Source organism: Leptolyngbya sp. FACHB-261, assembly GCF_014696065.1.
Classification (GTDB): domain Bacteria; phylum Cyanobacteriota; class Cyanobacteriia; order FACHB-261; family FACHB-261; genus FACHB-261.
Genome location: NZ_JACJPL010000026.1, coordinates 495,781 through 521,356, shown reverse-complemented (window position 1 = coordinate 521,356; position 25,576 = coordinate 495,781). Strand labels below are relative to the sequence as shown.

At 52.4% G+C, this 25,576-nt stretch carries 20 protein-coding genes; 17 read left to right on the top strand and 3 right to left on the bottom strand.

The features are described from left to right. The first annotated feature begins 319 nt into the window (after positions 1 to 319). From H6F94_RS18360 to H6F94_RS18320, 9 genes are all read left to right on the top strand, one after another. Positions 320 to 1,102 (top strand): glucose 1-dehydrogenase, encoded by a 783-nt coding sequence (locus H6F94_RS18360; protein WP_190803674.1) that lies wholly within the window; start codon positions 320 to 322, stop codon positions 1,100 to 1,102. A 69-nt stretch (positions 1,103 to 1,171) separates the two neighbouring features. After that, positions 1,172 to 2,278 carry an alkene reductase gene (locus H6F94_RS18355; RefSeq protein WP_190803673.1) on the top strand — a complete coding sequence of 369 codons (1,107 nt, stop codon included), beginning with the start codon at positions 1,172 to 1,174 and terminating at the stop codon, positions 2,276 to 2,278. Between the two features lie 72 nt (positions 2,279 to 2,350). Continuing rightward, a complete protein-coding gene (locus H6F94_RS18350) occupies positions 2,351 to 5,026 on the top strand; it encodes an MGH1-like glycoside hydrolase domain-containing protein (protein WP_190803672.1) in 2,676 nt (891 codons plus the stop codon). Further along, a complete protein-coding gene (locus H6F94_RS18345; protein WP_190803671.1) occupies positions 5,013 to 5,831 on the top strand; it encodes an MIP/aquaporin family protein in 819 nt (272 codons plus the stop codon). Before H6F94_RS18350 ends, H6F94_RS18345 begins: the two co-directional genes overlap by 14 nt. Before the next feature lie 25 nt (positions 5,832 to 5,856). After that, positions 5,857 to 7,419 (top strand): FAD-dependent oxidoreductase, encoded by a 1,563-nt coding sequence (locus H6F94_RS18340; protein WP_190803670.1) that lies wholly within the window; start codon positions 5,857 to 5,859, stop codon positions 7,417 to 7,419. A 183-nt stretch (positions 7,420 to 7,602) separates the two neighbouring features. Continuing rightward, positions 7,603 to 8,427, top strand: coding sequence for an NADPH-dependent oxidoreductase (locus H6F94_RS18335; RefSeq protein WP_190803669.1), 825 nt, complete (start codon positions 7,603 to 7,605; stop codon positions 8,425 to 8,427). A gap of 38 nt (positions 8,428 to 8,465) precedes the next feature. After that, positions 8,466 to 9,503, top strand: a complete 1,038-nt coding sequence (locus H6F94_RS18330; protein WP_190803668.1) for an NADP(H)-dependent aldo-keto reductase — start codon at positions 8,466 to 8,468, stop codon at positions 9,501 to 9,503. A 125-nt stretch (positions 9,504 to 9,628) separates the two neighbouring features. Continuing rightward, entirely contained in the window at positions 9,629 to 10,918 is a 1,290-nt protein-coding gene (locus tag H6F94_RS18325) for a GTP-binding protein (RefSeq protein WP_190803667.1), read from the top strand. Between the two features lie 36 nt (positions 10,919 to 10,954). After that, complete coding sequence (locus H6F94_RS18320; protein WP_190803666.1) at positions 10,955 to 11,395, top strand: HHL1-like protein; 441 nt, start codon at positions 10,955 to 10,957, stop codon at positions 11,393 to 11,395. Between the two features lie 17 nt (positions 11,396 to 11,412). Here H6F94_RS18320 and H6F94_RS18315 read toward each other — a convergent pair whose 3' ends face one another. Further along, entirely contained in the window at positions 11,413 to 12,021 is a 609-nt protein-coding gene (locus H6F94_RS18315; RefSeq protein WP_190803665.1) for a histidine phosphatase family protein, read from the bottom strand. Positions 12,022 to 12,101: 80 nt separating this feature from the next. After that, complete coding sequence (locus tag H6F94_RS18310; protein WP_190803664.1) at positions 12,102 to 13,409, bottom strand: S-layer homology domain-containing protein; 1,308 nt, start codon at positions 13,407 to 13,409, stop codon at positions 12,102 to 12,104. Positions 13,410 to 13,724: 315 nt separating this feature from the next. Between H6F94_RS18310 and H6F94_RS18305 the strand changes: the two genes are divergently transcribed. The 7 genes from H6F94_RS18305 to H6F94_RS18275 all read left to right on the top strand — a co-directional run bounded on the left by H6F94_RS18305 (position 13,725) and on the right by H6F94_RS18275 (position 22,025). Next, positions 13,725 to 14,861, top strand: a complete 1,137-nt coding sequence (locus H6F94_RS18305; RefSeq protein ID WP_190803663.1) for an ABC transporter ATP-binding protein — start codon at positions 13,725 to 13,727, stop codon at positions 14,859 to 14,861. Between the two features lie 176 nt (positions 14,862 to 15,037). Further along, a complete protein-coding gene (locus H6F94_RS18300; protein WP_190803662.1) occupies positions 15,038 to 16,381 on the top strand; it encodes an adenylosuccinate synthase in 1,344 nt (447 codons plus the stop codon). A 90-nt stretch (positions 16,382 to 16,471) separates the two neighbouring features. Next, a complete protein-coding gene (gene rplY / locus H6F94_RS18295; protein WP_190803661.1) occupies positions 16,472 to 16,762 on the top strand; it encodes a 50S ribosomal protein L25 in 291 nt (96 codons plus the stop codon). 29 nt (positions 16,763 to 16,791) lie between these two features. Further along, a complete protein-coding gene (locus H6F94_RS18290) occupies positions 16,792 to 18,324 on the top strand; it encodes a bifunctional aminoglycoside phosphotransferase/ATP-binding protein (RefSeq protein WP_190803660.1) in 1,533 nt (510 codons plus the stop codon). Next, positions 18,321 to 19,073, top strand: a complete 753-nt coding sequence (locus tag H6F94_RS18285; protein WP_190803659.1) for a mechanosensitive ion channel family protein — start codon at positions 18,321 to 18,323, stop codon at positions 19,071 to 19,073. The genes H6F94_RS18290 and H6F94_RS18285 overlap by 4 nt, the downstream gene beginning before the upstream one ends. A gap of 157 nt (positions 19,074 to 19,230) precedes the next feature. Further along, positions 19,231 to 20,157, top strand: a complete 927-nt coding sequence (locus H6F94_RS18280) for a peptidoglycan-binding domain-containing protein (RefSeq protein WP_190803658.1) — start codon at positions 19,231 to 19,233, stop codon at positions 20,155 to 20,157. A 68-nt stretch (positions 20,158 to 20,225) separates the two neighbouring features. Further along, positions 20,226 to 22,025: a S9 family peptidase gene (locus H6F94_RS18275; protein ID WP_190803657.1), complete on the top strand. Its 1,800-nt coding sequence runs from the start codon at positions 20,226 to 20,228 to the stop codon at positions 22,023 to 22,025. Here the strand turns inward: H6F94_RS18275 and H6F94_RS18270 are convergent. Then, the gene (locus tag H6F94_RS18270; protein ID WP_190803656.1) at positions 22,009 to 25,077 is read right to left on the bottom strand and encodes an MFS transporter; all 3,069 of its coding nucleotides are present in this window, start codon (positions 25,075 to 25,077) and stop codon (positions 22,009 to 22,011) included. The two genes, H6F94_RS18275 and H6F94_RS18270, sit on opposite strands and share 17 nt — an antisense overlap. 204 nt (positions 25,078 to 25,281) lie before the next feature. Between H6F94_RS18270 and H6F94_RS18265 the strand changes: the two genes are divergently transcribed. Further along, entirely contained in the window at positions 25,282 to 25,557 is a 276-nt protein-coding gene (locus H6F94_RS18265; protein ID WP_190803655.1) for a hypothetical protein, read from the top strand. Positions 25,558 to 25,576: the final 19 nt, after the last annotated feature.

The following is a 25,576-nucleotide window of genomic DNA, read 5'->3' as shown; positions in this document are numbered from 1 at the left end:
CAGCTCTGTTGGTGAGCTGGTTGTCTAATCAAATTGGCAACTCTAATAGATTTCAGTCATCGCCTGTCGTGGGGTTCTAGCTCCATACTTGTGCTTGACCATATCATCCTGCCATTTCCTACTGTGAACGCGCCCTTGACACCCAGTCACCCAATTCTGTTGCAACCAGCGTTGAGCTACTCTGCTCACCCTGAACTGTTTAGTTCAAGCTTTAGTTCAAGCTAACGACTGGGCTGCGATACGCCAAAAGTAGCCAAATCAAAGTCGTCAAAACACTACTCTGTCCAGTTCAGTAAACCTCAACACAAATGGAGCCTATATGAGACTGGAAGGTAAGGTGGCGCTAGTTACGGGCAGTAGCCAGGGCATTGGCCAAGCGATTGCCATTCGTTTGGCGGAGGAAGGGGCCAGCATTGTCATTAACTACCGCTCCCACCCAGAAGGCGCAGAAGAGACCCTGTCCAAGGTGAAAGCAGCAGGGGGTCAGTGCCATATGGTAGATGGTTTTACCGTGCAGGCAGACACCGGAACCGTTGCCAATGTGCAGCGCATGATTGCAGACAGTATCTCCCACTTTGGCAAGCTAGATATTTTAGTGAATAACGCTGGCATTGAAAAGAATGCCGACTTTTGGGATGTCACAGAAGCCGATTACGATGCGGTAATGAACGTGAACCTGAAGGGTGTTTTCTTCGCTACACAGGCTTTTGTGAAACACCTGTTGGCCACCCAGCAGCCCGGTAAGATTATCAATATCAGTTCAGTGCATGAGGAATTGCCCTTTCCTCACTTTGCAGCTTATTGCGCCAGCAAAGGGGGCTTAAAAATGCTGACTCGCAACCTAGCAGTTGAGTTAGCCCCTTCGGGAATCACAATTAACAATGTAGCTCCCGGAGCAATCGAGACTCCAATCAATACAAAGCTCTTGAATGATCCAGAGAAGTTGGGCGCACTCCTGAAAAACATTCCTCTAGGCCGCTTGGGTAAACCGAGAGATGTGGCGTCAATTGTCGCATTTTTGGCATCTGCTGACGCGGACTACATAACAGGCACAACCTCTTTTGTCGATGGTGGCCTGCTCTGGAATTACCAGGAGCAATAGTCTCTTAACAGCACGGTAAGTCTCTGGCATTTGTTAGAAACCATTAGCCCTAAAGGAGTTGTTTAGATCATGAGTGAAACCAATCTCTTTTCGCCCGTTCAACTTGGACCCTACAATCTCCCAAACCGCATCGTGATGGCTCCCATGACCCGTTTGCGAGCGGGGAGCGAAGGAGTTCCCATTCCAATTAACGCGACCTATTATGCTCAACGAGCCTCTGCTGGGTTGATCGTCACTGAATGTTCAATGGTGTCGCCTCAGAGCTTAGGCTACATGAACTGCCCTGGCATCTATTCGGATGAGCAAGTAGCAGGTTGGCAGCTCGTGACTAAGGCCGTTCATGAGCAGAATGGGCACGTCTTCTTACAGCTCTGGCACTCCGGCCGAATCTCTCATCCTTCACTGCTTAATGGAGCTTTACCGGTTGCGCCAAGCGCCATCGCAGGGACCGGGGAACTGCATACCCCTGACGGGAAACAAGCTATGATTGCCCCTCGCGCCCTGGAGACAGATGAGATTGCCGGCATTATCGCCGAGTTCCGTCAAGGTGCAAAGAATGCGCTCACTGCGGGCTTCGATGGCGTCGAGTTACATGGTGCCTTTGGTTATCTCATCGATCAGTTTTTGCAGGATGGCTCAAACCAGCGAACCGATCAATATGGAGGGTCAATTGAGAACCGTGCTCGATTCTTGCTTGAGGTTGTAGAAGCCGTCGCAGAAGTTTGGGGAGCTAATCGAGTTGGGATCAAGCTCTCTCCTAGTAACACATTTTACGGCATAGCTGATTCTGATCCCCAAGCGACATTCAGCTATGTGTTGAATGCGTTAAATCGCTACAACTTAGCATATGTCCACTTGATGGAGCCCAATGAGCAGGATCTTGCAACTCGTAAGGTGCTGAATCCAGTAGCACCCCTCTTTCGTTCTATCTATAAGGGGACGCTGATCACGAATGGCGGCTATACCAAAGAAACAGGTAACGCTGCTCTAGCCTCTGGAAATGCCGATCTCGTCTCGTTCGGGAAATCATTTATTGCCAATCCTGATTTGCCAGAACGATTGGCTACGAATGCGCCCTTAAACACCCCCAACCCTCGGACATTTTACGGTACCGGAGCTAATCAGGCAGAGCTAGGCTACACCGATTATCCTTTCCTGGAAACGCAGGTTGCCTAAGCAGGCAAGACAATCTACACGACTGCGAATTGCTGTTGGTAAACATTAATTTAATCCGGATCCAGAATTGCTATGACTCCAGAAGAAGTGAGATTGCAACAGGATCAGGAACGCACCGCCTACTGGAAACGCTGGGGGCCGTATTTGAGTGAGCGACAGTGGGGCACGGTACGTGAAGATTACAGCCCTGATGGTTCAGCTTGGGATTACTTCCCCCATGACCAGGCAAGATCGCGGGCTTACCGTTGGGGCGAGGATGGTATCGCTGGCATTTCAGATAGCCGCCAGCGATTGTGCTTCGCGATCGCGCTTTGGAACGGCAATGATCCGATTTTGAAAGAGCGATTATTTGGAGTGACGGGAACTGAGGGCAATCACGGCGAGGACGTCAAGGAATATTACTTTTATTTAGACAATACTCCGACCCATGCCTATATGAAATGCCTGTACAAATACCCGCAGCAGGCATTTCCTTACACTCGATTGGTCGAAGAAAATCGGCACAGAAGTAGACTTGACCCAGAGTTTGAGTTACTCGACACAGGTGTCTTTGCTGAAAATAAGTATTTCGATGTTTTTGTGGAGTATGCCAAAGCAGAACCTGAAGACATTTTGATTCAAGTAACGATTACCAACCGAGGGCCAGAAGCTCATAGCCTTCATCTATTACCAACTCTCTGGTTCCGCAACATCTGGGATTGGAATCTTGAGATTGAAAAACCTTTTATTAAAGTTGCACAGTCTGACAAGCAGTTGAGCGTGGTCGAGGCAGATCATCCTACATTACAGACGCGCTGGTTGTACTGTGAAGGCAACCCAGAACTACTTTTTACCGACAACGAAACCAACTACCAGCGACTGTTTGGCGTCAGAAACGAATCGACTTATGTCAAAGATGGTATCAACAATTATGTGGTGAATGGGCAACAGGATGCGGTTAATCCCGATCGCATAGGCACCAAGCTTGCGGCTCGTTACCAACTGTCTTTGGCATCTGGAGAAACAAAGACTATCCGCTTGCGCCTGAGCGATCAACAGACCCTTGTAGAACCGTTAGGTCCTAACTTTGACCAGATTTTTCAAACCCGGACTTCCGAAGCCGAAGAATTTTATCAGCGCATCTGCCCCCACCCCATGTCCGAAGATGAGCGCAACATCCAGCGGCAGGCATTTGCTGGACTGCTGTGGAGCAAGCAGTATTACAACTATGTCGTGCATGATTGGCTGAATGGCGATCCGGCGCAGCCGCCACCACCATCAGGGCGCAAGGAAGGACGGAACCACGAGTGGACGAATCTATTCAGCGAAGATATCCTCTCGATGCCCGATAAATGGGAGTATCCCTGGTTTGCCGCCTGGGATCTAGCCTTTCATTTGATCCCCCTTGCAGTGATTGATCCAGATTTCGCCAAGCTGCAACTCGATCGTCTCACCCGCGAATGGTACATGCAACCCAATGGTCAATTACCTGCTTATGAATGGGCTTTTGGTGATGTCAATCCACCGGTGCAGGCGTGGGCAGCCTTACGCATTTATCAGATAGAGCAGAAGTTTTACGGACGAACCGATCGCAAATTTCTAGAACGGGTCTTTCACAAGCTACTGCTTAACTTTACCTGGTGGGTAAATCGCAAAGATATAGGAGGCAAAAATGTCTTCCAGGGTGGTTTTCTAGGGTTAGATAATATTGGTGTATTTGACCGTAGCAAAGAGCTTCCGACCGGCGGCTATCTCAACCAGGCCGATGGCACCAGCTGGATGGGAATGTATTGCCTAAATATGTTGGCAATCGCCCTGGAACTCGCCGAAAAAGACGATACTTACGAGGACATTGCCAGTAAGTTCTTTGAGCACTTTCTCTACATTGCAGACGCGATCGATGGTATTGGCGATGCCGAGATTGCCTTGTGGAACCAAGAGGACGGCTTCTATTACGACGCCCTGAGAATGCCGGATGGCCATCAGTTTCCACTCAAACTGCGTTCGATGGTAGGTCTGATCCCTTTATTTGCGGTCACAGTCATCGAGCCAGCAACCCTGGAACGATTTCCCGGCTTCAAAAAGCGGATGGCCTGGTTCATTTGCAATCGGCCGGAATTGAAAAACAATGTTGCCTGTATGGAAACTCCAGGGGTTGGAGCTAGACGCTTACTGGCAATTGTCTATGGGACAAAGTTGAGACAACTTTTGCAAAGAATGCTAGATGAAAGCGAATTCCTCAGCCCCCACGGCATTCGAGCTTTGTCTAAGGTTCACCAGGAGCATCCCTACATATTGCATCAGGGTGAGCATGACTACTGCGTGCGTTATGAACCAGCAGAGTCTACCACCGGCTTATTTGGAGGTAACTCTAACTGGCGGGGTCCGATCTGGTTCCCGGTGAACTATCTGATCATCGAAGCACTCTGGAGATTCCATGAATATTTGGGCGACAGCTTTAAGGTAGAGTGCCCGACGGGTTCTGGCCAAAACATGACCCTGCGAGAAGTGGCAATCATGCTCTCTCATCGCCTGGTTGCCATCTTCTCGCAGGGTGAGTCAGGAAGGCGGCCCGTATACGGCAACTTGGAGGTTTTTCAGTCCAATCCAAACTGGCGTAACTGGATTCTGTTTCACGAATATTTTCACGGCGATAACGGAGCTGGTTTAGGCGCCAGCCATCAAACCGGATGGACGGGGCTGATAGCTGCCCTGATCCTACAAAACGTCGAACATCGGGCAAAGGAAGATCAGCATGGAGACATTTAGGAAGCATCTGCCCGAATACTTGATGGAAGCCGCAGAGCTTGGCATATTCATGATCTCTGCGGGTCTGTTTACAGTTCTATTTGAGCATCCTAATTCTCCAATCCACCAGGCGATTTCAGATAGCAATATCCGTCGGCTATTGATCGGGATTGCAATGGGAACAACCTCGATCGCCCTTGTCTATTCTCCCTGGGGCAAACAGTCGGGTGCCCATATGAACCCGGCCATTACCCTAACGTTTTACCGCTTGGGTAAGGTCAAGCGGCAGGATGCCATCTTCTACATTGTGTTTCAGTGCTTGGGTGGATTGGCCGGTGTCTATCTCGCGGTGCTATTGCTGGGTAAGGCATTTACTCAAACTCCCATCAGCTATATAGTCACAGTGCCAGGAACGCTGGGTTGGATTCCGGCACTATTAGGTGAGTTGGTGATTGCGTTCGTGATGATGACGACGGTTTTACTGACGAGCAATAACCCAAAATTCAGTCGCTTTACAGGCCTCTTTGCAGGAGGTTTAGTGATGCTCTACGTCTTTTTAGAGGCACCCCTTTCTGGTTTTGGCATGAACCCGGCTCGCAGCTTTGCCTCCGCGCTACCCGCTCAAATTTGGACCGCATTCTGGCTCTATGTAATCGTGCCGCCAGCCAGTATGGGCTTAGCATCAGTCGTGTATCGATACATATTTGGACATCGAGCTGTTAAGTGCGCAAAGCTGCATCACGACAATCACAAACGCTGCATCTTTCACTGCGATTACGACCGGGGCAGGAAACTTAATTTGAGCGATCGCCTGTTGAAGTCCTGATATTTGATCTCTAAAGGAATTCTGCATGAGCGCACAGCACTACGACGTGATTATCATCGGCACGGGAGCAGGGGGTGGCACTTTGGCCTACCATCTTGCCTCAAGTGGCAAAAGAATTTTGATTCTAGAGCGAGGCAAATTTCTACCTCAAGAAAAAGAGAACTGGAGTGCTCGGGAGGTTTATCAGCAAGAGCGATATCACACTCAAGAGCATTGGTACGACGTTAACAACAAACCCTTCCGTCCGGCAGTTAATTATTGGGTCGGGGGAAACACCAAAGTTTACGGGGCAGCTCTGCTGCGCTTGCGAGAGCGAGATTTCGAACAGGTCCAACACAAAGATGGCATCTCGCCAGCCTGGCCACTGCAATATCGTGACTTTGAAGCCTACTACACACAAGCAGAAAAGCTGTACGACGTTCATGGACAGTCTGGCACTGATCCAACAGAACCCTCAAGGAGTCTACCCTATCCTTATCCTGCGGTTCACCACGAACCGCGAATGCAGGAACTGGCCAATGAGCTTACCCAGATCGGCTTGCATCCATTCAACCTTCCCCTAGGGTTGAAGTTGAATGAGGTCGACAAAAGCCTGGGAAGTTGTATTCGCTGCAATACTTGTGATGGCTTTCCTTGCTTAACCCATGGCAAGGCCGATGCAGAAGTGAACTGCATTCAACGGCTTCGCAAAAACGCCAATGTAACTCTGCTGACAGAAGCCAAAGTCACTCGCTTACAGACCAGTAATTCCGGCCGGGAAATCACAGGCGTAGAAGCAGAGGTTGCTGACAAACTTCAACTTTTTAAAGGCGATCTTGTCATCGTTGCTTGTGGTGCGATTAATTCAGCTGTCCTATTGCTGCGATCGCAAAATGACCAACATCCTAATGGACTAGCCAATGGTTCCGATCAGGTTGGGCGTAACCTGATGAAGCACAACTGCACGGCAATGGTGCAATTGAGCCTCAAATTCAATCCTGCTGTCTATCAAAAAACGATTTGTGTTAGCGACTTCTATTGGGGTGAACCTGGTTTTCCCTACCCAATGGGATTAGTGCAGAACACAGGTAATGTGCTGGCCGATATGTTGCCTGCTGAAGCCCCCGCATTGCTAGCTCCATTGCTCAAACTTCGACCGGGTGCTGAGCTGAAAACAGTTGCAGACCATACAGTGGGTTGGTGGTTACAGACTGAGGATCTACCCGATGCTGATAATCGTGTGCGCGTAGAGGGCGAGCATCTATACCTGGACTATAAGCCTAACAATACTGAGGCCAGTAGCCGTTTGATTAAACGCTGGACAAGTGTCCTTAAGCAAGTTGACCGAGCAGAGCATACGATTCCCTTTAGCATTTATCCCCGCAATATGATGCCCATTCAGTCTGTGGGCCATCAGTGCGGGACTTGTCGCTTTGGCGAAGATCCCAAAATGTCGGTTCTAGATCTGAACTGCCGCGCTCATGAAGTTGATAATCTTTATGTTGTGGATGGCAGCTTTTTCCCATCCAGTGCAGCAGTGAATCCCACCTTAACGATCATTGCGAACGCATTGCGAGTAGGAGACCATTTACTAGATCAGTTGAAATAGTTTATCTAGCTTAAGTCTAACTTCTATAGCAGTATTGGACTTCACATAATCCTGAGTCGGAATATGCAGCTCTATTAGAGCTTAGTCGAGTCTGAACTTGCGGTTCCACAGAGGTGAAGTGGGTTAGCCTTGCAGGAGATTGACTGCTCTAAACTTGTCAGTTTCCTTGGAATTTCTATAAAGATGACTCATAAACCTGAGCTATTGCAGGCTCGCTATGGAATCCCTAACTTCCAAATTGATGGTGAGTTAAATAGCTGCTTGGAAACATTGCTATCTCACCGTTCAATTCGGGCTTATCTACCACAGCCCCTACCTAAAGGCACCCTAGAAACCCTGATTGCGGCAGCCCAGTCTGCTGCGACATCGTCTAACCTACAAACCTGGAGCGTGGTGGCTGTCGAAGATGCTGGACGCAAGGAACGGCTATCGCAGTTTGCAGGCGGGCAGGCTCACATCCGCCAGTGTCCGCTCTTCTTGGTCTGGCTGGCAGATCTTGCCCGCATCAGGCATGTCGCCCAAAGCCGTGGCTTGACTCACGACGGCCTGAATTACCTAGAGATGTTTGTAACAGCTGTGGTTGATGCGGCCCTAGCTGCTCAGAACGCTGTGGTTGCAGCTGAATCACTGGGACTGGGAACGGTTTACATTGGCGGCATGCGCAACCAGCCAGAAGCCGTTGCCACCGAGTTAGGATTGCCGCTAGGTGTCTTTGCCACCTTCGGCCTATGCATTGGCTATCCCAATCCAGAACGGCCTGCAGCAGTCAAACCTCGTTTGCCTCAAGCGGCAGTGTTGCATCGTGAGCGCTATGCACCTCTGGAGGCTCAAGATCAGGCACTCAACCAGTACAACCAAGTGATGACCGACTTTTATCAGCAACAGCAGATGGAGGTTCCAGGCAATTGGGCGCAGCATTCAGCAAAACGGGTTGCAGGACCTGATTCTCTCTCCGGACGGGATCGCTTGCATCAGGTCCTAAAAAACCTTGGTTTTGAACTTCGCTAAAGCTAGCTCACTGATTATGTCTATCTAATCTAATTCTTATGCAGTATAAGCAACTTGGTACCAGTGACCTCCACGTTTCTGAAATCTGCTTAGGAACGATGACCTATGGACAGCAAAACACCCAAGCAGAAGCCCATACGCAACTTGATTATGCTGTCGCTCAAGGCGTTAATTTCATTGATGCCGCTGAAATGTATCCGGTGCCAGCTCGGGTCGAGACCCAGGGGCTAAACGAAACTTACATTGGTGAATGGCTGGCAAAACAACGCCGAGAGCAACTGATCATTGCGACTAAAATTGCTGGTCCTGGTCGGGGTCTGAAGTGGCTACGCGAAGGCCCTAGAGCAATCAATCACAGCAATATTCAGCGGGCAGTAGATGCCAGCTTGAAACGGTTACAAACCGATTACATTGATCTATACCAAATTCACTGGCCCGACCGCTATGTGCCGCTGTTTGGACAAACAGTTTATGATCCGGCTTTGCAGCGCGAAACTGTGCCAATTGCAGAACAATTAGCGGCTTTTGCTGATTTGCTCCAAGCCGGTAAGATTCGCTATCTAGGTTTGAGCAACGAAACGCCTTGGGGAGTGTCTGAATTCAGCCATGCTGCTAAGCAGTTAGGTTTACCCAGGGTCGTTAGTATTCAGAACGCCTACAACCTGATCAACCGCGTATTCGAGACTGGGTTAGCAGAAACTTGTTGGTTGGAGAATGTTGGTTTACTAGCCTACAGTCCTTTGGGCTTCGGTTTGTTGTCAGGCAAATATGGGCAGTCTTGGCCAGACAACGCCCGTCTGACTCTGTTTAAGGAATTTGGTAGTCGCTATCGCAAGCCCAATGTGATGGAAGCTGTCGCTACCTACGCTGAAATCGCCAAGGCGCACAACCTTAAGCCCTCAGCACTAGCTCTAGCCTTTGTGCGCAGCCGTTGGTTCGTGACCAGCACAATCATCGGCGCGACCAGCTTGGACCAGCTACAGGAAAACTTGGACAGCCTGGGGATTGTCCTGGACACAAAGATTCTGGCAGAACTCGATGCCGTCCACAGGCGCTATCCGAATCCAGCACCCTAGCGTCTACAGCCCGCGTGCCTCATAGCTTTCTCGCAACTCCTAATCGCCCTCTTAACGCAGGGAAGAGGCAACCAGAGGAGTGGTGAGCGAAAATAAGAACACCTTTCGTTGATTTGCACTAACCCTTGTCGCCTCCTGCTGCTGATCACCCGCTCGTTCAAGCTCGTACCAGCCTGCGTCAGTCACTCAGCGCGTTACGGCAGGGCGAACGTCTTCTGTCGGACTCTGAACGGGCGCAGCTTCGTCCCGAATTAGTAGAACTAGAAGCCCTGCTTGACAAGTTAGAGCGACGAGTGATTCGCATCGCTGCTTTTGGCTTGGTCAGTCGGGGCAAGTCTGCCGTTCTCAATGCCTTGCTTGGGCGCCGACTCCTCAAGACAGGGCCTTTGCATGGCGTGACTCAGACTGCTCAGACCGTGGCTTGGTCTCCCCCGGATGAGCAGGGTGTGAGCCGTGCTAATGCCAGCAATCCTAGTGCCAAGGTACAGATTGAACTAATTGACACTCCAGGGCTCGATGAAATCGATGGAGAAACCCGCGCCACGATTGCCCGTGAGGTTGCCCGACAGGCGGATCTGATCCTGTTTGTGATCGCAGGCGACTTTACTCGGGTTGAATTGCAGGCCCTCCGGGAGCTACATGCAGCGCGTAAACCCATACTGCTGGTATTTAACAAAATCGATCTCTATCCCAACACCGACCGCCAGTCGCTCTACGCTCACTTAACCGAGCAACGGCTGCAACACTTGCTCTCACCCGACGATATCGTTATGGCCGCAGCTGAGCCTGCACCGCTCAGAGTGCGAGTGCAATGGCCGGATGGACGCGTGACCTGGGAGTGGGAAGCCCCACCGCCGCAGGTAAGTGAGTTAAAGCAGAAAATTCTCGCGTTGCTCAATCGTCAAGGCCCAAGCTTGCTAGCGCGTAACGCCCTCGCCACGGCCCAAGATCTCTACCACCGCCTTAACCGTAAAAAACTGCAATTGCGCCAAGAACAAGCTGAGCAACTGCTTTGGCGACTGGCGAGTCTCAAGTCTGCGCTGGTCGCGCTTAACCCCGTTCCAGGCTTAGATTTGCTAGCAGGCTTAGGGGTAGATTTAGCCCTGGTTTTGCTACTGTCGCGCACCTACACAATTTCGCCTACTCCTCAGGGGGCACAAAAATTACTCAAGACCCTAGCCCTCAGTGCTGGTGGCCTAACCCTCAGTGAGTTGGGCGGTGGACTGCTGCTAGGTCTAGGCAGCAATGGGGATGGTGGTGCGGGAGTGGGAGCCTGGTTGAGCGCGGCTGTGGTTCAAGGCGCAGTGGCAGGCTACACCGCTTATCTGACCGGTCGCGCTACTCAAACTTATCTGCTAGACAGCACACCACTGCCTAAGCCGCCACTGGCCAAAGTAGGCGATACTGAAGCATAGTTCGACAAAGTTTTGTGAATTTCCTGAGGATGCCCTGTGACGACCCAACCTCGCAGCTCGGGCTTCGGTAAGCCCGTCAATCCACCTCGCAAGCCCAGCGCCCCTAAAAATCAAGAGCGTCGCAAAGCTGCTGCTACACAGTACGACAAGCTCAAAACTGATGGTCTGCCCGAGTTCAACATCTACATGCGAATTCAGGACCAGGGCGAAAATTGGTTCCCAGCAGGTTCGATGGCAGTGAGCCGATCGAGTGCCATCGACCAAGCCATTTTTGAGAACGAAGAAGAACTGCGCAAAGGAGCTTTCCGGTTATTCCCCGCGCTGCGCAAAAAGCAGGACAGCCTGGAGTATGGCTACCGCCTAAAACAGTTCCCTGACGAGCCCATTCAAGTCGCAGTTCGCCCGATACCCGGCGTGCCCGGCATCTTTCAGAAGGTGGCTCAGAAAGTGCGAAGTCTATTTCAAAAGAAAGCTTGAGCCTCTGAGCTGCAACCCTATCTCCTTCCCATAAAGTTCAATTGTCGCGGCTGGATTACCGTGAGTCCGGCAGGTGACAAATCAACTTTTTGGATGCCCCAACGAAACTGGGGTGTGAGGTAGAGCAGCAACAAGCGCGAGATGCCTTGATGAGTCACCAGCAGAATGTTCTCATCTGGTCCAATTGCACTCACGCTATCCCACAGGCGAGCGACGCGCTGCATCGACCGGGCTATGGTTTCGGTGCCACCCGGTTGAGCCAGCACGAGCGTCAAAAACGAGCGAATAAATAGGTTGCGGTAGGTGTAAGTGCGTCCCTCGCGAGAGCTTAGCGAGTCCGGCACAATCTCGCGCAGATCATCGTTCAGGCTGACCTCCAAGCCCAGCTCTGCCGCAACTAACTCCGCAGTCTCACGGGTGCGACGGAATGGGCTGGCGTAGATACGCTGGATCTTGCACTGGCGTAGGTAGCGAGCCTGCTCTCGGATTCGGGCTTTGCCTGCTTCTAGCAGAGGAATATCACGGGTTTCGCGTAGCAACCGGTTGAACTCATCTAGAGATACCGGCAGGTCGTAGTCCAGCTCAGTTTCAAGCGTCTGGCCGTGGCGCAGGAGATAGATCGTCACACTTCATAGCCTAATAGGAACCCGGCTGCTCATATTGAGCAGCCGGGTGAATTGTCAGACTTGTTCGAGCCGTTATGCAACTAGCGCAGGACGAGATCCGATTGCAGGGTCAGGTCTAGATCCTGTTCGGGGTTGATGACCACAACGCGATCAGCTGTGACATTGCCGATCACCGTACCAGCCACAGCACCACCCAGAACTCGCTCAGCGCGGATCTGCCGGTCGCCCACGGTTCCCGAAATAATCGCTGCCGCCGCACTACCAATGGCCGCATCGCCCAGGATGGCACCAATGGAAGTATCGCGAGGGTCTTTGACATCCTGAACTACTGCAGAACGGGCATTGAGGCTGAAGCGCTGGCCGGTGGGGAGCACTAACTCGCTTGCCACAAACTGAGACCCACCTTCGGCTGGACGCAGTTGACCTCTGACCTCAGAGCCACGGGGAATTGACACTTGACCGCCCAACCCGCGAATGTCTTCGGCAATCGTTAAGGTCAGGGGTGCGGTTTCGTTGGGAGCGATCAAAATACGCTGAGCCGCTGTGTAGCGTACAGGCAGTTTAGCCCCAGACTGTACCGTAGAGGCTTCCAGGTTAAACTGACCGTTGCCCTGGTTATTGCCTTGGTTATTGCCCGTATTGCTACCTGTATTGGTGCCCGTATTACCAGAAGCTTGAGCATTGCCATTGACAACATAAGCCGAGGCAATGGGCTGTAGTTGACCATTACTGACTAGGGCTTGATAAACAAAAGCCGCCACATCAGCACGGGTTGCAAACTGGTTAGGGTTTAACGTATTTACATTGGGATAATTCACCACAATGCGATTTTGCGTGGCAGCCGATACGGCATCCCGCGCGTAATCGGGAATTTGACCAGCATCTTGATAAACTGACGATAGGTTAGTGCTGCTGGCATTACGGGTGAGATTCAAACCATTAGCCAGCGACACTAAAACCTGCACACGGGGAATGTTTTGCTCAGGCTGGAAACTGCCGTTAGGATAACCAGACATAAAGCCAGTTGAGTAAGCTTGCTGGATTGCAGTCCGTGCCCAATAGCTGCCTGGAACATCGCCAAAGCCCGATGCAGCGCGCTGCGAAGGCGTATTGAAGGCTTTAGTGACAATTGCGGCAAACTGCGCCCGCGTTACAGGTTGGGAAGGGCCAAAGGTGCCATTGGGGAAGCCACTAATAATGCCCCGAGACGCTAAGGTCTGAATATAACTCTGAGCCCAGTGTCCCTGAATATCAGAAAAGCTAGAAGCTTGTTGAGCAACCGCAGGGGTTGGACTCAACAAAACAGGTGAAATTACGGTAGTCGCAAATAGACTGCTGGTAAGACCCAAAGTGGTTAACCACGCCAAACCGGAATTCGGTTTACGCATGTATTTCTCCTCAGAATTTATGAACCAATCTTCATAACTTTCAAAGACGCAAGCATCGACCCAGGGTTCCAGAAAATTAAAACTTTCTGCCCTCTCTGCTGTGTATTTCTCTCTTTCTGCACCACTATAGTCACTAGTCCGGAGATAAGCCAATAAACCTATCTTTAGTAGTAGGTAAGCGCTAATCCAGATCCAACTTCAGTGAGATGAAGCTTAAGGGCTTGCCGTCAACTCTGTCAGCGTCTTACAGTCAGAGGGAACTTGGACTTCGTATGGAGTCTACGCTGAACTGGTTTAAGGGTTGAACTGTGCAGTATGGCAAGAGTGGCACTAGAGCAGGTCGCCAAGCGTTTTGAGGCTAAAGCAGCCAGTTCTTCTAACCGCACAGTGGCGGCAGTAGAGGGGCTCCATTTTGAAATTCCAGATGGCGAGTTCTGGGTCTTGGTAGGGCCTTCAGGCTGCGGCAAATCAACGGTGCTACGCATGATTGCAGGCCTAGAGCAACCCACCGAGGGCCAAATCTACATTGGCAACCAGTGCGTCAATCAGGTTCCGGCCCGTCAACGGGACGTAGCTATGGTCTTCCAAAACTATGCGCTCTATCCCCACATGACCGTAGCGGAGAACCTGGCTTTTGGCTTGAAGATGCGCCGGGTCGCTAGCGAAACCATTGCTGAGCGCGTGCACACAGCGGCCAAGTCCCTCAGTCTGTTACCTCTGCTAGAGCGCAAACCATCACAGCTCTCAGGTGGGCAGCAGCAGCGGGTTGCCCTGGGCCGAGCGATTGTGCGGCAGCCCCAGGCTTTTCTGTTGGATGAGCCTCTATCTAACTTGGACGCCCAACTGCGCGAAGAAACTCGGGCTGAACTTAAGCAGCTACATGCCGACTTGGGCATCACCATGATTTATGTGACCCACGACCAGGTCGAAGCCATGACCTTAGCGGATCAGCTCGTGGTGCTTAATCGGGGCCGCGTGCAACAAATTGGCCCACCCCAGGAAGTCTATGCTCGTCCTGCTAATCGGATGATCGCCACTTTTTTGGGCAGCCCCTCTATGAACTTGCTGCAGGCCGTGTATGACGGGGAACAGTTTCAGTTTGAGGATGGGCAAAGCCTGGATTGCCCAGAGCACCTGCGCTTAGCGCTCCAATCAGCCCAAGGCCGCAAACTAGAGTTAGGGATTCGTCCAGAACACCTGCACCTAGTCTCTGGTGCCAGTGAGGGGAGTTCGGACACCCTACAGGCAACCGTGCGGCTAGTAGAACCTCTCGGCAGCGAGACCCTGCTGCGGCTGGCTCTCAGCAGTGGCCAAACCTTGAACCTCAGAGTGCCCCCCACGCAGCGTCAGCAAGTCGGCGAACAGCTGACCATCCGACCAGACCCCTCAGAAATCATGCTGTTTGATGCAGCTACTGGTGACCGTTTGCCAACGGCTACGGCCACTGCTTGATGCAACTTTATGCAACTTGATGCCACTTGATGTCAACCAGTAGTCAAGGGACTCCGAGAATGCTGCTGCGCATTTGATAGCTCACTCGACAACTCATTTAATGGCTCGTTTGACGACTGAGGCACATTGTTTGTAATAATGATGGATCGTGTAAATCTGGAGCACTGGGCAGGGTCTTGGCAAACGTTATTGTGATCGGAGCCCAATGGGGCGACGAGGGGAAAGGCAAAATTACCGACCTGCTCAGCCGCTCCGCCGACGTGGTGGTGCGCTATCAGGGGGGGGTCAACGCCGGTCACACGGTTGTGGTGAATGATCGCACTTTTAAGCTGCATCTCATTCCCTCTGGCATTCTTTATCCTGAGACCGAGTGTTTAATTGGCAGCGGCACCGTCATTGACCCTCAGGTGTTGATCGGTGAGTTAGACCAGCTAGAAAAGCTGGGAATCAGCGCAGCCAATCTATACATCTCTGAGACTGCCCATGTCACCATGCCTTACCACCGGCTGATCGACCGGGCCTCTGAGGATCAACGGGGCAGCCACAAAATTGGCACGACCGGACGGGGCATTGGCCCAACCTACGCTGACAAGTCTGAACGGATCGGCGTGCGCGTGCTGGATTTAATGGATGCAGAGGGCTTCCGCGACCTGATGCACCGGATTGTGCCGCAGAAAAACACGATCCTGGAGCGCCTCTACGGGCTGCCACCGCTCGATGCTGAAGAGGTGATCACGCAATATTTGGCCTACGCTGACCGTTTACGGCCCCACGTGATCGACTGCTCCCTCAAGATTCACGATGCGGTTAAGCGCCGTCGCAACATCTTATTTGAGGGGGCCCAGGGCACGCTGCTGGATCTCGACCACGGCACCTATCCCTATGTCACGTCCTCGAACCCGGTGGCGGGGGGAGCCTGTGTTGGTGCTGGCGTCGGTCCTACGATCATTGACCGGGTCATTGGCGTCGCCAAAGCTTATACCACTCGGGTAGGTGAAGGGCCTTTCCCCACTGAGTTGCAGGGAGAGATGGGGGAGGTGCTGTGTCAGCGAGGTGCTGAGTTTGGCACCACCACTGGACGGCGACGGCGTTGTGGCTGGTTCGACTCGGTGATCGGACGTTATGCCGTGCGCATTAATGGCTTAGATTGTCTGGCAATCACTAAGATGGACGTGCTAGACGAGCTAGAAGAGATCCAGGTCTGTGTGGCCTACGATATTGATGGGGTTCAGGTCCGTGACTTCCCCAGCAATGGCCGTGCCTTTGCCCGCTGTCAGCCCATCTACAAAACCCTGCCGGGCTGGAAGCAACCCACGGGCGACTGCCGCAGTTTGCAAGACTTGCCTCAGGCGGCACTCAACTACCTTCAGTTCCTAGCCGAGCTGATGGAAGTGCCGATCGCGATCGTCTCCTTAGGCGCTAGCCGGGGGCAAACGATTATCGTGGAAGATCCCATCCACGGCCCCAAGCGTGGCCTGCTGCACGCTGACCTGACTGAGGCGATCCGGTCTGCATCCTAGCAGGCTCGGGCGCAGCACTTAGGTCAAGTCTGCCCAGGTCAATTCTGTGTTCACCCAATCACCGCAAGCGAACGAACTGCGAGAAGTACTATGACCATCACCATTGAATGCCAACCCCGCCCTGAAGGCAGCAAGCCTCGGGCTCTCCGTCGCGAAGGGCTGGTTCCAGCTAACCTGTACGGACACCAGGGCACTGAATCAATTCTGCTGACCCTGCCTCTCAAAACCGCCGAGCGTCTGGTCCGTGAGGCCAGAGTTCAGAAAACGCCAGTCGAAGTCAAAGTTGAAGGCGGTTGGAGCGGTACCGTAGTGCTGCAAGAGGTGCAAACCCACCCCTGGCGTGGTCTGATCTACCACCTCAGCTTCTTCGCTCAAAAGTAAACCTCAAATAATAGACGTAGGGGTTGACTATGAATCAAGCGTTGCCACCGTTGATTCGGCAGATGCTTGCGACGGGGTTCTATGACCACGAAGTGACAGAGCCGGTCGAACTGATTCAGACCCATATCTCCTATATTCTTCTGGTTGGCCCCTACGCCTATAAAGTCAAAAAGCCAATGAACTTTGGCTTTCTAGACTTCACGACTCTCGAACAGCGACGGCACTTTTGCGAAGAAGAGCTGCGGCTGAACCGGCGAGCAGCTCCCAATCTTTATCTCAAGGTTTTACCGCTCACGCAAACCGGTGAGCAATTTCATCTGGACGGGCCTGGCCAACCGGTGGAATACGCACTCAAAATGCGCCGGTTTCCTCAAGAAAGCCTGTTAAGTCACTTATTCGAACGGGGTGAGCTGACCGAGCAACATTTTATGAATTTGGCAGAAGTTGTTGCCAAGTTTCATGCTCAAACCCAGACCAACGATTACATTCGTAGCTTTGGCAAGGTCGAGCAGATCCGCAAAGCCTTCGATGAGAATTATCAGCAGTCTGAGAAATATATCGGCGGTCCACAAACGCAAGACCAGTTCGACCAAACTAAAGCTTATACAGACCGCTTTTTTGCCGAACAACAAGATTTATTTGTGCAACGGGTGCAAAACGACCGCCTTCGTGAGTGTCACGGCGACTTGCACTTGCGCAACATTTGTCTGTGGCAGGACGAAATCCTGCTGTTCGATTGCATTGAATTCAACGAGGATTTCCGCTTCGTTGATGTCATGTTTGACCTTGCCTATGCCGTCATGGATTGTGACGCTCGCCAGCGCTTGGATTTAGGCAATGCTTACCTAAACACGTATCTCGAGCAAACGGGCGATTGGGAAGGGCTGCAAGTGCTGCCCATTTACCTAAACCGGCAAGCTTACGTGCGGGCAAAAGTGGCCTCATTTCTACTGGATGACCCTGCCATCCCAGCCACGGTCAAAGCGGAAGCAGAACAGACTGCCACCGCCTACTATCGCTTAGCTTGGCAATATACCCAAGCGAAACAGGGCCGCTTGATTTTGATGTCTGGCCTGTCTGGATCTGGCAAAAGCACCACCGCTCGCCAGCTTGCTCGCCAGTTGGGAGCCATCCACATCCGTTCAGATGCAGTGCGCAAACATCTCGGCGGCATTGCCCTGACGCAACGGGGTGGGCCCGAACTCTACACGCCAGAGATGACCCAGAAGACCTATGAACGGTTGCGAGATTTGGGTTTGCTACTAGCTAACCAGGGCTACACCGTAATTTTGGATGCCAAGTACGACCGTCAAGCGCTACGGCAGGCTGTCCTGGATAAAGTTGGCTCCTTGCCAGTCACTATCCTGCACTGCACTGCTTCACGACCAGAATTAGAGCGACGCCTACACCAGCGTCAGGGCGATATTGCTGACGCAACGGCTGATTTGCTAGGCCAGCAGCAGGCTGCCGCTGAACCCTTCACGGCAGCCGAACGAGTTTGGGTGCGTAGCCTCAATACCGAAGTGCCAATAGATTATGAGACCCTCGCCCATAGCTTATGACCTTGAACGCAGAAGTGCTCTGGGAGCTAGCCCGCAGATCGCTGCTTGCTCTGGGCATTTTGATTGCTACCCGCGTCAGCATTCGCTTTGTCCATTCGATCTGTGAACGAGCCCTGACCCGAGCTGGGGTCGAGCCCACGCTTAAAAAGTTCCTGATCCAAGCCTCTGAGGTGCTGACTCTAGCAGTTGGCATCCTAACCCTGTTACCTCAACTGGGGGTGCAGTCAACCTCGCTAGTAGCGGTTTTGGGGACAGTCGGCCTAGCCATCGGTCTGGCCTTGCAGAACACATTGTCTCACTTCGCGGCTGGCGTGATGTTGATTCTGTTGCGCCCCTTCGAGGTCGGAGACTTCATCGAAGCCGCGGGCGTGAGTGGCATGGTTGATGCCATTGGCATTTTTAGCACCGTCTTGATCACCCCTGACCATGTCAAGATCATCGTGCCCAATAACAATCTGTTTGGGGGGGTACTAAAAAACACCTCAGCCCTCGGCACCCGGCGGGTAGATCTAGAACTCAATATCGAGCAGCGCAGCATTGAGGCGACGATCGAGTGCCTGCAACACTTGATGGCAGCTCACCCACTAGTTCTTGAGCAGCCTGCCCCCGAGTGTCATGTTTCATCGCTGGCAGTCGGAGCTACAACGCTTTGTGTGCGACCTTGGTGTAAAACCGAACACTACAACCGGGTGCGCTCAGAGATTCAGCAGCAGATTCAGCAGACCTTGAGCAAACAGCCCCAGACTTGATGCCCGAGCCTGAGGTCTTCAACCTCGGTTTCCCAACCCGGTCTCTCTGTCTCAGGGTCTATGTGTTCTTTAGGTGACAGAAGAACACTGCAAACGACTCAAAATCAGCCAATATAGAGGAAATCCTTCGTCATTGTGCACAAGAGCGTGAGGCGGCATGGAAATTCTGGGTTATTTGCACGCAGAAGAAAGCTATCAAAACAGCCTGACCAACCCGGATGTGGCTGAGGCAGCAGCCAATTGCTCTGGCCTTTGGCGTGCCTTGAGTTTGGTGCCTTTAAGCCTGGTGTTGGCAGGACCGGCTCAGGCTCAAACCGCAGCCCCTCGCTGTGCCAGTGACGCTAGCTGTCGAGCCGCACAGGCGCTTCAAGCTAACCGTTCGACGGGGTCGGGAACTGATAGTGGTGGTGGCAGTGGTGGCGGTGGCCCTAGTTCGCCCTTCAGCTTCTTGAGCAATTGTCAGGGTTTCCTCAGTGGCCGGGGAACGGGCAATAGTACCAGTACAGCCCGAGCGGTTCCCCGTGATGTCCCTACCCAAGCGGGAAACCAGACGGCGCAATCGAGAGCGGAGGTTGTCGCTCTGCAAACCAACCTCAGGCGATTGGGCTATTACTTAGCCCCGATCGACGGCCTCTACGGCTCAGCCACTGAGGCTGCTGTGTTTGCTTTTCAACGTGATAACAATCTTGCTGCCAGTGGTACGGCGGGACCAACCACTCAGGCCCAAATTGCCAACGCTGTTGCCCGCCTCAACGCGCAGACTGCTACTCCGGTGCCTGTGGTCGTAAACCCAGTTGTCCAGCCCGTAGTCTTGCAGCCCGTTGCCACTCAAACCTCAGTCGTTCAGGCGGGACAACGCCAGTTGGTTGCACCTGCGGCCACGATCACATCTAGGTTGGCGCTGAACGACCAGGGGGCCGAAGTGGCTAACTTACAGTTGCGCCTCAGCCGTCAAGACTTCTACCGTGGCGATGTCGATGGCATCTTTGGACCGGGGACGCTAAGGGCAGTTCTGGAGGCACAGCGCTTCTATGGCCTGCACGTCGATGGTGTGGCGGGTACAGAAACGATTTCTGTGCTCTAAAGCGGCTCAAATTCGTGTCATAGACTTGCGGCGTTAACCGCTAAGGAGAGTCAAGTTACAGTATCTTCATGACTCTCCCTTCCGATTTCCTTCGCTACCTCAACATCCGTTCCTCGACTGGCGGTAGCCTCCGCCACGACGGGTGTCGCCTCGCCTTCCTCAACAACACGACAGGCACAGCCCAGATCTGGACAGTGGATGGTCCTAGCCTGTGGCCGGAGCAGCGGACCTTCTACTCCAACCGCATCACCTTCGTGTCCTACAGCCCGGTCAGCAATCAGCTGATCTTTGGTATGGATGAAGGCGGCAACGAACAGGACCAGTTCTTCTTGATGGATGACGAAGGCCTCCAGGTTCGGCCACTCACCCAATTAGAGAGCGCTAAACACCTTTGGGGGGGCTGGAGTCACTCGGGCCGTCAGATTGCCTTTACCGGCACCCGTGATCACGCCGCCGAGTTTTATCCTTACACCCTGGATCTAGAGAGCGGGGAGATTCGCTGTATTGCTCAGTTGCCTGGTTACAACACGGTTGCTGCTTGGCTGCCAGATGACCAAGCGGTGATCATCAACCGCTATGGCAGCAACGCCAACAGCGATTTGTTTTACCTAGAGTTGGCCACTGGACAAAGCCGTCACCTCACGCCGCATGAGGGGGACATTCTTTATGGCTCAGTTCGCCCCTTGCCCGATGGTTCCGGTTTGCTGTTGTTAAGCGATGCCGGTCGCGACTTCACTAACCTGGCCTTCTACGATTTCAGCCGAGATAGTCTAGAGTTTCTGGGCGAGCAGGCCTGGGACCAGGAAGGCTTAGCCCTGACCGATGATGGCCGCTGGTTAGCGGTGGCTTCTAACGAAGACGGCTATGGCGTGCTGGAAATCCACGACCGCCTGCAGCAGAGCCAAACCCGCATCGGAGGCTTGCCCAAGGGAGTGCTGGGCAGCCCCAGCCTAGGACGCGATGGGCAGACCTTCCTAATTACCGCCACCAGTCCCAAAACCGCAGCGAATGTCTGGGCCATAGAGCCAGAAACCAAGCAAGTGACCCAATGGACTGCCAGCAGTCTGGGCACGGTGCCGCCCCAAGCCTTAGTAGAAACTGAGTTGGTTCACTATCCCAGTTTTGATGGGCTCTCGATTCCCGCCTTTTACCTCAAGCCCGCAGGCGTGAGTGGTCCATTACCAGTAGTGATCGATATTCATGGGGGACCGGAGGGCCAGAGCCGTCCGCTGTTTAGAGCCTTTAGCCAATACCTGGTCAGCCAAGGTTATGCGGTTCTGTTGCCCAATGTGCGCGGCTCTACTGGCTATGGCAAAGCCTACAGTCATCTGGATGATGTCTACAAACGCATGGACAGTGTGGCCGATCTCAAAGCGGCCTATGACTGGCTGGTGCAAGCGGGCAATGCTGACCCCAAACGGATTGCCGTCTATGGTGGTAGCTACGGCGGCTTCATGGTCCTGAGCGCTCTGACCACCTATCCTGAACTTTGGGCAGCTGGGGTTGATGTCGTGGGCATTGCCAGCTTTGTCACTTTCCTCGAAAATACCAGCGCTTATCGACGCAAACTACGGGAAGCCGAGTATGGCGACCTGGAGCGTGACCGCGACTTCTTGCACAGCATTTCGCCCTTGACCCATGTGGAGCGGATCACAGCTCCCTTGATGGTGATCCACGGAGCTAATGATCCACGGGTGCCAGTGGGAGAAGCGGAGCAGATCGTGGCAGCCCTGAAGACGCGACAGGTGCCAGTTGAGTATCTCTGCTATGTCGATGAAGGTCACGGGCTGGCCAAGCTAGAGAACCGACTGGATGCCTACCCCAAGGTTGTGGCGTTCCTGGACCGTTATCTTAAACCCAACGGCTAAGCCACTGCCACCAAACGGATAAGCCAAGAACGCCAGAGATGCCAGCAATCGCTGAGGTTGCCAGGGAAGTGAGCGCCGTACCGAACAGCCACCAGGCAGCGGTTGCGGCTGCTTTACGAGTGGCTTCTGCCTGACGCTGAGCTTGACGTTGTAACCTGGCCAATTGCGCTTGAGCTGCCTGTTGTAGAGCGTCTGCCTGTTGCAGCAGGCCGCCTCGCACAGTCTCCACCTGGTCTAGGACTTTAGTGATGGCAGCTTCAGAAATATCTTGGCGAGAACTCAAAAACGCTGCTAATGTGCCCCGGTCAAATTGGCTCAGGCGCAGCTTCAAAGCATCCCAACCTGCTTGCGGATCCCCGAGGAGCTGACGCACCTCCTGCTGAATCTGGTCGTAGTCCAATTCAGGCCGATTTAGCGACTTCAGATAGTCCTGAATTCTAGACAGACTGCTCTCAGTCACAGACTGAATCTTCGTTTGAACTGCTTGTACTCGGTCAAGCCATTGATCGCGAACTGTCTCCAGTTGCTCAATGATTTGTTGCGCTTCCGCTTCGGTCAAATCTTCACGTTGGCTCAGCAGCGCGACCAGAGTAGAACGGTCAAATTTGGAGAGACGCTGGCTAATTTGTTCTAGTCCAGCCTGCGGTTCATCTAATAACAATTGCAAGTCGTGTTTGATCGCCTCAGGATTGAGTTCTTCTTTTTCGGTGTGCCGTAAGTAGTCTTCGAATTGAGTTTGCCAATCTTGCAGTTGAGTCTGAGCCCGTAGAGCGAAACGACGGGGTGTTTTGCTTAGGCGAGGAATGACAGCTTTTGTGCCTTCAATCAACTGCTCGATCTGCGCTTCACTCAGGTCTTGACGTCCACGTAGGACTTGAAGCAGATTCGCCCAATCGAGCTGAGCCAGCCCTTGTCGCAGGGCCAAAGCCCCTATCTTAGGATCTTCTACTAACTGGGCTAAATTCTGCTGCAAAGCATCGGGATCGAATGCGTCAGGACTCGTGGTTTGCAGATATTGGCTCAGGGCCTTAGAGACTTGCTCTTGACGAGCCTTGGCTTTAGCAACTGCTTTGCGAGGGGACTTGAAACGACTGTGCCACACTGCTTCGATTTGGTGCAGGGCTGCATCAATCTGATCTGTCGTTAAGTCCTTGCGCTCATTTAATAGCTGGGCCAGCCCCTCACGATCGAAGTGCACAGTAGCATCATGCAAGTTTGACTGTGCCCCTTTGAACAACGCCTGCAGCTCACGCTTAAGGCCCTTCACACTCAGCTTTTTGCTGGTATCACGCAAGTAGGACTCTAACTTTTGCCACTGAGCTTCGGCTTCAGTTTGAGCACGTTCTTGTTGGTCTGAGGCCTCGGCCAAAACCTGATCTCGCAGGCTTTCAAGCTGATTGAGCAATTTGGTCAATTCGGCCTGGCTAAGGTCAGTTCGCTCCTTCAGTAGGTGTCGTAGGCTATGGCGATCTAAAGGGCTCAGGCGTTGGCGCAGACCACTGAAATTTGCCTCTGAGCTTAATAGGCTTTTCAGCTCTCGTTGAAAACTTTTAGTTCCAAACTTGGATTTTTTGAGTGACCTGAGATAGTGACCCAAGCGGTTTTGCAGATCCTGTGCTTGTTCTTGGGTCTGAGCCACTTGGACTTTATCTAGGACATCGAGCCGCACTTCTTCTAGCCGGTTAGCGACTTTCTCTAGCTTGTCAGGAGTTAGATCTTGGCGTTGCTGAAGCACCTGAACAAAGTAACTGCGATCAAGCTTTTCCAATTGTTTTTGGATTGCTTCTGGCGCCGCCTCTGGATCATAGAGAACATCTTTGAACTCGGTTTTAACGGTTTTGCGCCTCAGTGCCCAGGGGTAAGCGTTGAGTAAGTAATTTTCAATATCAGCCCGAATTGTACTAAAAGGCTGTGCCGATTTTTCAGCAACTTCGTTAGGGTTAGAACCCAAAAAGGCTTGCACCTGTGGCAGAATTTTCTCCACATCTAAGTCGGAGAGGTCAACTCGTTGCAGTACAGTTCTGAGCAGCGCCTTGAAATCAAGATTTTGAGTGAGGTTCTGAGATGCGAAGGAGCTGAGCTGTTTGCCAGCGGCATGCAACCGCTGTTGAAGAGATTGGGCGTCTAGAGACTTTGGATCCGCTGATTGTAGAAGATCGAGCAATTCAGTTTGGGGATCAGGCGGGTCTTGGCTAACCTGTTGCCAAGCAGCTTTTAGCTCGTCAGCCAACTGATCGGCCTCCTGTTGGGAAAAATCAGGACGGCTCTTGATTAAGTCCAATAAAGCCTGACGCTCCAAATTGCTGGCGAATTTGCTCGCTAATCGACTTTCGCGTACAGGCTCTAGCTCTGCTTGCAATAGCTCCTTGATTTCGTTGCGCATTGCAGGCAAATCGAGTTGAGGTGGCTGCAAGCGTTGCAGATAGGTTTGCAGCGTTTCTTGCAGGCCACTGTTACTCAAAGCATCGCTGAAACCCTGACTAAGTGCAGCCACAGTTTCAACTTGACTCAGTGGGAGCTGCTCCGTAGCTTTGGGTTCAACTGGCTTAGCAAAGGCATTGGAAGCTGTATTGACCAGTCCTTGAAACCCTGAAATCGCCGTGTTCACAACTGCACCAATAAAGGAGCCAATGACTGTAGAACTCACCCAAATTAGAATCAGGAAATACGAGGACCAGATCACAATCGCTAGAATTGCTCCCACGCTGGCACTACTCACCAAACTCAATTTCACCGCCAGAAAACAGGCGAAAAATAGTACAGTGTTGACCGTCAGTAGCGTGCTAAATCCTAACCAGAAACCAATATTAGGTAGGCTGCTATCTGCATCTTCTAAATCTTCCACAATCTCTGCGGTTTCTGTTGTAGAGGAGGCTTTAGACGGGGACAGAAAACCCAGAGCTGTAATCCCTGCAGCAACCCCAAAATTGGTCAGCAATAACTGAAAGGCAAAAGCCATAATCAGCCCTGCAATCAAACTCACCAAAAACTGGGAGCCTGAGAAGGTAAGGGCTGCTTCTGAGGGTTCCAGAACCGGAAGCTGGAGAAGCATAAGACAAATCCTACGGGAGGCATAGTCTTTTATGCTGCGCTAAAGCTGAGCCTGAAGCATCTCGCTTGTGAGAGAAAAACACTGCTCTCTAGATAGAACCTGGAATTAAGACCTGAGTTAAAGACAGAAAAAGTTTAAACAATCTGCCCTGAGCCGAGCCTAAGGGTCGCGTAGGGTGCAGAGCCAGTTGAGTAGATTAACGCGATGAATTCTGCCTCGCATTCCCGGCTCAGCATCTGCTATCTCGCAACAAAAGCTCTGGCCGCGCACCAACTTTCTGCTTGGGCTGAGTGGCGGATCAGTGATCTGCTGAGTAAACAAGACTTCACCTCCACGGATCTGGATGCGCTGAATCGCCTCATGGACGCTCTAGAGCGAGGCGAGGTTTCACGCTGTCAGACCGGTGAGACTAATGAGCAAGCAGATGTTCAATCATCCTCAAAAGCAGTCAACCCATGCTGCTATACAACATGGGCTTAACTGCTTGAAGATTTAAATC